At 42.6% G+C, this 8,750-nt stretch carries 2 protein-coding genes and 1 pseudogene; all 3 read right to left on the bottom strand.

All coding sequences use genetic code 11. From position 1 onward, the window contains the following. Positions 1 to 1,540: polyphosphate kinase 1 (ppk1, locus tag IQ242_RS10230; RefSeq protein WP_193959888.1), on the bottom strand; the 1,540-nt coding region annotated here is incomplete at its 3' end. 881 nt (positions 1,541 to 2,421) lie between these two features. Further along, positions 2,422 to 8,178, bottom strand: coding sequence for a glycosyl hydrolase family 18 protein (locus tag IQ242_RS26080; protein ID WP_228020918.1), 5,757 nt, complete (start codon positions 8,176 to 8,178; stop codon positions 2,422 to 2,424). Positions 8,179 to 8,308: 130 nt separating this feature from the next. Next, positions 8,309 to 8,750: pseudogene (locus IQ242_RS10200) on the bottom strand (hypothetical protein); the annotation flags it as partial.

Genomic DNA, 8,750 nt, shown 5'->3' with positions numbered 1-8,750 from the left:
CCCCTAAATCCTCGCGACAGCTAAGTAAACCCAAATCAGTGTATAATTTAGCCGTTTTTGGGTTATAATTGCCCGTGCCAATATGGAAATAACGACGGATTTTATCCCCTTCCTTTCTGACCACGAGAACCACTTTCGTGTGGGTTTTCAGACCAACTAAGCCATAAACAACGTGAACTCCGGCTTGTTCGAGCTTTTTCGCCCAACTAATGTTATTTTCCTCATCAAAGCGAGCTTTTAGTTCCACTAACGCCGCTACCTGTTTACCATTTTCCGCGGCTGCAATCAGGGAATTGACAATCGGGGAATCTCCGGAAGTACGATACAAAGTCATTTTAATCGCTAAAACATGGGCATCATAGGCCGCCTGGGCGATAAACTGTTGTACTGAGGCACTAAAGGAATGGTAGGGGTGATGAACGAGAATATCGTTATTGCGAATTAAAGTAAAAATATCTTCGCCATCCTGTTCTAAAATGCCGTCTTCGTTACCGTCAACTATTTCTCGCAATCTCTGTAGAACCGGTGGGGTGACGGGACTCCAAGGGGGATCCTTCAGTTCGGGACAGGGTAAAGACAGAAAATAAAATAAATCCTTGTGTCCCAGCAGTCCATCCACATCGTAAACATCGATCTCCTCAAGTCCCAGATCGCGCATGATCCGGTCTTTAATATTGCTAGGAGTAGAACTGTGGATTTCCAGACGTACTGCCGATTTACCGATGCGGCGCTTGCGGACTTCTTCCTCGATCGCTAATAATAAATCATCGGCCTCATCTTCTTCGACGGAGATATCGGCGTTGCGCGTCACCCGAAAAGGATAACATTCTTGAATGATCATGCCGGGGAAAAGTGCCTCTAAATTGTGCATTACCACCTGTTCAAGGGGTACTCCCGTCCAAATCGAAGCTTTTCCATCTTGGTGACGTAATTCTTTGGATAATGCCAGAAAACGGGGGAAAACCTGCGGTACTTTCACCCTGGCAAATAGTTCTTTATCGGTGTCGGGATCGCGAACGACTACGGCTAAATTGAGACTAAGATTAGAAATATAGGGAAAAGGATGACTAGGATCCACCGCTAGAGGAGTTAAAACGGGGAAAATATTTTGTTCAAAGTAATCATGGAGATAATTGCGCTGTTCTTGATGTAAATCTACATAGTTAATCAGATGAATTCCCTGTTCTACTAAGAGGTTTTTTAGGGTGTGTTCAAAAAGACGATCCTGCTGTTGCACAAGGGGACGGAGACGTTTACTGATCTCGATTAGCTGTTCCGAGGCAGTCCGGCCATCGGCACTTAAAACGGCTACATTTGCCTCTACCTGTTGTTTAAGCACTGCCACCCGTACCATAAAAAATTCGTCGAGATTGGCACAAAAAATGGCGGTAAATTTTAATCTTTCCAGTAGGGGAGTCCGAGGATCAAGTGCTTCATAAAGCACGCGACGATTAAATTCTAACCAGCTTAATTCTCGGTTAAAGTAATATTGCGAATCTTTAAGATCGATTGCAGAAGTTACGGTAGGAGCTTTAGTCATAGAGTCTAATACCTAAATAATAGATTAAACAGTTAGAAAGAAGCCACTTCAGCCTAAATTTGACTATTTTGGGCGTTTTTTAGGCTATATTGCCCCAGATTAACCAAAGTTACCCCGATTATCTTGGATGCTAATCCTACTGATTCTAGCCTGACCGGGGAAAAAATCAATTTATTAAAAGGTTAAGAAATCAATCCCGACAGATCAAGGTTAAATTAATCTTTCAGTGAAATTAGAGTGCCAGGAAGAACAATAGGCATAATTTGCTGAGAATATCGTCTTTAAAGCCTTGCTTTGATTATAACACAAAGTCGAGCCGAGCCGATTTGTTAAATATAGCGTTTCCAACTTCAGGCAATAAACCGAATCAGAATATTTGATAAGGATGATGATTAGATTGCCAATTAATCATTAGTGTATATAGGGATTGCGGCAAAAAGTACGGGCGAAGCATTCGGGCAATAACCTATCGGTGAAACCGTAGATTTTCTATCCGAATGCTTCGCCCCTACATTTCACATTTATTCAGCAAGCCCTAATTAATTCGTCAATATTTATTGACAGCTTCTCTTTGTCAATCAACTTACCAAACTTTAATCCTTAAAACTTTAAATCCAACTTATTTGTCTTAAAGTCCAGAAAACGGGTTTCTAAATAGTTCCTTGAAGAAACCCGTTTTCTAGGTGACTTAATGCTTCTTTCCAGGGTTCATCATAATTGGCGGTTGTTGGGTTCATTTGAGTTGTTTGCTTACTCGTAGGTGTAAAGCGCGATAGCGTAACGCACCGATTTAATAATAGAGTTGGTGCGTTACGGCGGCTTGTTAATTTTGGTTTTTTGACGGAATTGATGGCCGCCTAACGCACCCTACGCCTACTTAATTAAACAAAGAAATTACCCACTGGAATGTTCCCTAAAGCTGGTAAAGTGCCAGTAAATCCGGTGATATTTATTAATAAATCATTGCTGGATTGGAAGCCAGCCGTGCTATCATTAATAACGAGGTAAGTTCCGGCTATTGCACCGGTTGTTACTTGCACTAAGGCGGCACTATTAACCGCTAATTCTTGATTACCTGTAATCGCTCCATTGGCATCAGTAAATACTTGATTGACTAAATTGTCTAAAGTGGTGACAGTGCTATTAGCAGCACGACTGAAATTGCTAGGCGCATTCATGGCAGTTCCACCTTGAGTTAATAAGTCAATTTTATCACTATTGATGGCAAAATCTGTGATACTATCGCTTGCGGATATGGTAGATTGACCAAATTGGAAGATGAAAGTATCTGCACCTAAACCACCGGTTAAATTATCAATTCCCGCACCTCCATTGATTTGATTATTGCCACTATTTCCGGTGATATTATTGTTACCAGCGTTACCTGTACCATTAATATTATTACTGCCAATTAGTCTGAGGTTTTCGACATTGTTGGGTAAGGTGCGAGTGAGACTGCTTTGCCAAGTATCAGTAATGATAACTTCTCCTATTCCTCCTTCGGGGTTAATGGTAGCATTAACCGGATTGGAGAGGGTGACGGTGAAGACTTCATCGGCTTCGTTGAGGTTATCATTGAGGATGGGAATGCTAATAGTAGCGGTGGCAGTATTAGCAGCAATGGTGATAGTTCCAGTTTTGCTAGTGTAATCTACATCGACGGTAGCATCAATGGGTCCAGTGGTATAGTTGAAGCTAATTGGTTGGGGATTGGGATTATCGACAGTGACGGTGAGGATGGCATTATTATCTTTACCTTCGACTACGGTGATGTCATTGATGGAGAGTTGGGGAAAGTCGTCATTCGTAATTGTCCCCGTCACTGGGGTGGTAGTCCCAACTGTATAACCAGTACCCGCAGTAAGAGTTAAAGCAACAGTTTCATTACTTTCAATAGTTGTGTCAGCAGTCGGGTCAACTGTTACCGTCGCAGTCGCTGAACCAGCAGCAAAGGTGACTGTATTGGTAGTCCCTGTACGAGTGTAATCGGTATTGAGAGTCGCTGTCCCTCCGAGGGTGTAATTGACTGTCAAAGCATTTGTTGTTACTCCTGTACGAGTGAAGGTATAGACTAAGTTAGTTGTCCCATCTTCATTGACACTACTGGGAGAAACCGCTAGGGTGACATTGGTATCATCATTGGTAATTGTCCCCGTCACTGCGGTAGTTGTCCCAACTGTATAACCTGTCCCCGAAGCAAGAGTTAAAGCAACAGTTTCATCGGGTTCAACTGTGGTATCCGCAGTGGGGTCAACTGTTACAGTCGCAGTGGATGAACCAGCAGCGAAGGTGACTGTATTGGTAGTCCCTGTACGAGTGTAGTCGGTATTAAGAGTAGCTGTCCCTCCCAGGGTGTAATTGACGGTTAAAGCATTTGTTGTTACACCAGTACGGGTGAAGGTATAAACCAGATTGGTTGTCCCGTCTTCAGTAACACTACTAGGAGAAACCGCTAGGGTGACACTGGTATCATCATTGGTAATTGTTCCCGTCACTGGAGTAGTCGTACCTACTGTATAACCCGTCCCCGCAGCGAGGGTTAAAATAACAGTTTCGTTACTTTCTACTGTGGTATCCGCAGTGGGGTCAACGGTTACAGTCGCAGTGGATGAACCAGCAGCGAAGGTGACTGTATTGGTAGTCCCTGTACGAGTGTAATCGGTATTAAGAGTCGCTGTCCCTCCGAGGGTGTAATTGACGGTTAAAGCATTTGTTGTTACTCCACTACGGGTGAAGGTATAAACCAGATTTGTTGTACCATCTTCTGTCACACTGCTAGGAGCAACCGCAAGAGTAATACTGGGAAGGGTGACATCATCATTGGTAATTGTTCCCGTCACTGGAGTAGTCGTACCTACTGTATAACCTGTCCCAGAAGCGAGGGTTAAAATGACAGTTTCATCGGGTTCAACTGTGGTATCCGCAGTGGGGTCAACTGTTACAGTCGCAGTGGATGAACCAGCAGCGAAGGTGACTGTATTGGTAGTCCCTGTACGAGTGTAGTCGGTATTAAGGGTAGCTGTCCCTCCGAGGGTGTAATTGACGGTTAAGGGATTAGTGGTTACTCCGTTACGGGTGAAGGTATAAACCAGATTGGTTGTCCCGTCTTCGGTAACACTACTGGGAGAGACAGCAAGAGTAATACTGGGAGTGACAGGACTATTCGTAATCGTACCCGTCACTGGGGTGGTCGTACCTACTGTATAACCTGTCCCAGAAGCAAGAGTTAAAGCAACAGTTTCATCACTTTCAACTGTGGTATCAGCAGTGGGGTCAATAATGAGAGTGGCTGTACTTGCACTGGCAGCAAAGGTGATGGTTTTTCCGGTTCCGGGTGTTGCACCTGTATAGTCGCTACTGTCAGCAGTACCAGTAATACCATAGTTGACTGTTAAGGCGTTGGTTGTTGCTCCTGTGCGGGTAAAAGTGTAAATCAGGTTGTTAAGTCCGTTTTCTAATACGCTACTGGGTGATACCGCTAGGGTAATGGTGGGTAAAACAACATTATTAATTCCCAAATTTGTAGCCGCAGCATTGATTAAAGAATCACTATGAGTTATGGGCAAATCTTGAGTAATTTCCCAGAAGAATGCACCACCGATTCCAAGTTGTTTGACATAATCAGTTTTCCCCAAAATTGATTGGTTATTTTCGTAGGTGCTAAACACCTTTGTTTGAGAACTATAAATATAGGGAACTTTGGCGCTATTATCCCAGAAAGATTGATAGCCATTTGTCCCCAATAGATTATAAAGCTCCCTATATGTGAGCTCAGAGCTACCAGTACCCTGCTGGAACAGCCCATTGTTGCTACCAGCGTTAACTCCAGTCCAGGTGCGCCCATAAAGTGGAGCGCCTAATACAATATCTGTAGCTGGAACACCAGCACTTAGATAGTGTTGAATCGCCCAATTAGTATTTACTTTAGCCGCGTTGTAGGTGTTGTCATTGGTGCTTTTATACAAAGCTGACTGATGATTTGTTGTGTTCTCCCAAGGTCCGTGGTAGTCATAAGACATGACATTGATAAAGTCCACATAATCGGAAGTTGCTTTCAAATCTTGTGGGCTGAAATCGTAAGGGTTGCTTCCATAATCAGATGCAGATAAGATGTAAGGAGAACCAGAAAGGGCTGTAGTGAGAAGATATTGCTTGCCATCATTTTGAGATGCTTGATTGATTTGTTGGCGCAATTGTGCCAGCAATTGGATGTAATTATTATCCTCATTTGCTTCAGGATACTCCCAGTCAATATCTAGACCATCAAATCCATTAGTCTTCATTAGTTGGATAGCAGACTGAGCAAAGTTTGCCCTAGACTGCACCGTAGCAGCAGCAGAGGAGAAATCATTCTCTGTTCCACCGCCAATGGAAAGCATTATTTTCAGGTTGGGATTTTGAGCTTTAATTTGTTGAAGTTTAGCGATGTCACCTGTTCCTGTTCCATCTTGAGGTAGTTGAACCGTACCATTTGAAGTGACATCAGCAAATGAGTAGAACAAATGTGTAAGTTTATTAAATGTAGCATCTATAGGTGTATTGGAGTTAAGATTCCAAGAGCCTATATATCCACCTAGAATATAAGGGTTATTACCGGAATTATCATCATTAGTAATAGTTCCCGTGACGGCTGCGGTTGTACCAACCGTATAACCTGTTCCTGAAGCGAGAGTTAAAACAACAGTTTCATCACTTTCAACTGTGGTATCAGCAGTGGGGTCAACGATTACCGTCGCAGTCGCTGAACCAGCAGCAAAGGTGACACTGGTGGGGATAGAAGTGTAATCGGTTCCATTGGTTGCTGTCCCCCCAACTGTATAGTTGACAGTTAAAGAATTAAGGGTGTAATTGACGGTTAAGGAATTAGTGGTTACTCCACTACGGGTGAAGGTATAAATCAGATTTGTTGTCCCGTCTTCTGTAACACTACTGGGAGATACAGCTAAAGTGACACTGGGAAGAGTGACATCATCATCCGGTTCACCGCTGAATCCGACTTCACGAATCTCAATACGGTTGAATGTGTAAGGCTGGGAATTCAATACTACGAGGTCAACCCTGCTGACCCCCTGCACAACCTTATCGAAAATGTATTCCTGTCCCGCCGTCTGACCTAACGGTGCTGTATAGACCGATGAAAAACCAGGGTCTATCAGAACATCCGACTTATTGAAAAAATCCAGCCTGAAATCTTTTATTCCTTCTTGCTGAACATTGGTATCGTTCCAGAGAAAGAAACTTGTCAGATTGAATTCGCCGACAAGGTCAAGAGTGACAGTGCCGCTGCTGTACGGTGATGCGAAGCCGTTGTAAGGATATCCATCAGAGACAATCCCGTCCGCAATCTGGTCAATAGTGAACTTATTGAAGGAATAATCGGTAAGATTTGGAAGATTTGTACTCGGATTGATATACTTCCCGCCGATATAATCCGCAAATGAGTAAATCTCATCAATTCGGAGCACCCCGAAAATCTGACCATCATTATTATTAATTGTGCCATCTTCGGCAATGTTTCCTGAGCTTTCATTAAAATTATAGTAGCCAACTAGACCTATTTCATTGCCATTAAGTTGAGAATTCAAAGTATTTTGGATTTGCGTTTGAGTACGGGCGGTATTCCAAATACGAACCTCATCTAATCCACCTTGAAATGTCCCGTAACCTGTCGCATCTCCACCTCCTAGAGAGGCGATACTAGGATGTACAATCCCGGTACTTGTTAAACCTGTTTTAATAAACTGTCCATTGAGATAAAGACTAGGAGTGTTGTTATTATAAACAATAGCAACATGATTCCAGCCCGATAGGGAAGTGTCATGAACCAATAAGGATGGTAAATAATAAGCCGTATGTTCAAAAACACTTATTCCATTCGTTCCTACGGAGACACCCGCACCAAAATGGTTAGCACCAAGGTTAGCCGCCTCCCCATGTGTAGGGTGGATTGCATAGCGTTGACTTCCTATTCCAGAAATGCCCGAATTTGCTTCAGGTGTAGTTGCTCTTGTAGCGGTGGGGTTTACCCAAAATTCCATTGTGAAAGTGCCACTGACATCAGCAAAAACATTACTATTGCTTACATAATCATCTACACCATCAAAAGACAGTGATTGATTCACACTGCCTGCTGTTGCCATCAAATTCTGCTGCTCTACCTGAATAATTTTCCCATTTATCGTAATTATCCCCGAATCATTCTCTCCTCGTAAAGCGTCTAAGGTTGCCACATCCAGACTATTTCCCTGCACCAACTCTGCAAAAATTGCCCCCTCATCTCCGGCGCTATCCACCTGATTAACTTGAGCATCCACATAATGCCCAATTTCTTCTAAAATTACGTTAATTATCGCTGCTGACGATGCCGTATTTAAAAAAGATGCTGATAGATAAATCTTATTGGTACTACTGGAATATGCACCATTCGCCGTCCCCAAAACCTCATCACTAAGTACCTCAATTGGGGGAATTTGACCAAAATTTCGGCTTTGCCACTGTTGTCGTAATTCTGTCGCTTTAACCACATCATAACTTGTGCCAAAAGCAGTTTCTAAATTCGCCCAAAAACCATCAGATTGAGCGAAATAGAACAAAATATCGTAAACAGCAGGAAGAATCGGCAAAAGGGTAGAAGTCATGACATTAACAGTAGAGGTTTATTGCTAATAGTTTTACCCCAACACGCGCCAATCTTTCAAGGGGGATATAACAAAAATTTACAGAAAACGGGTTTCTCAAAGAAACCCGTTTTCTAGATATTGGGTTGTTCTAGGATTGGATTCTTGCCAAAGACTGCTTAAATTCTGCGAGAGAATTAGCGGTAGCTGCTAATTTTAGTAGCTCTTCTAAGATAGTAGGGTTAGTCATTTTGCCGATTATCTCTTCAATTTCTGAAGAAATCTCTCCAAACCGCACAGTTAAAACTGTTTTTATGTCATCGCGGCTTTTTTCTAACGCGCCAATTTCTTTACCAATTTCCTTACCAATTTCCTTACCAATTTCCTTACCAATTTCCTTGCCAATTTCCTTACCGCGTTCTATCCCTCGTAACTCCCCAATTTCCTTACCGATTTCTTTACCGCTTTCTATTCCTCGTAACTCCATATTACTTACTAAAGGCATGGTTCTTTCCTCCTCAAATTGTTTAATTTTACTCTCTAAACTTGACTGTAATTTAGGGGATAAAGTCATCATATTGTCGATGATTTCA

It is taken from the genome of Microcystis sp. LEGE 08355 (assembly GCF_015207185.1).
Classification (GTDB): Bacteria; Cyanobacteriota; Cyanobacteriia; order Cyanobacteriales; family Microcystaceae; genus Microcystis; species Microcystis panniformis.
The sequence above is the reverse complement of the archived record's forward strand: the minus strand, read 5'-3'. Positions and strand labels throughout refer to the sequence as shown.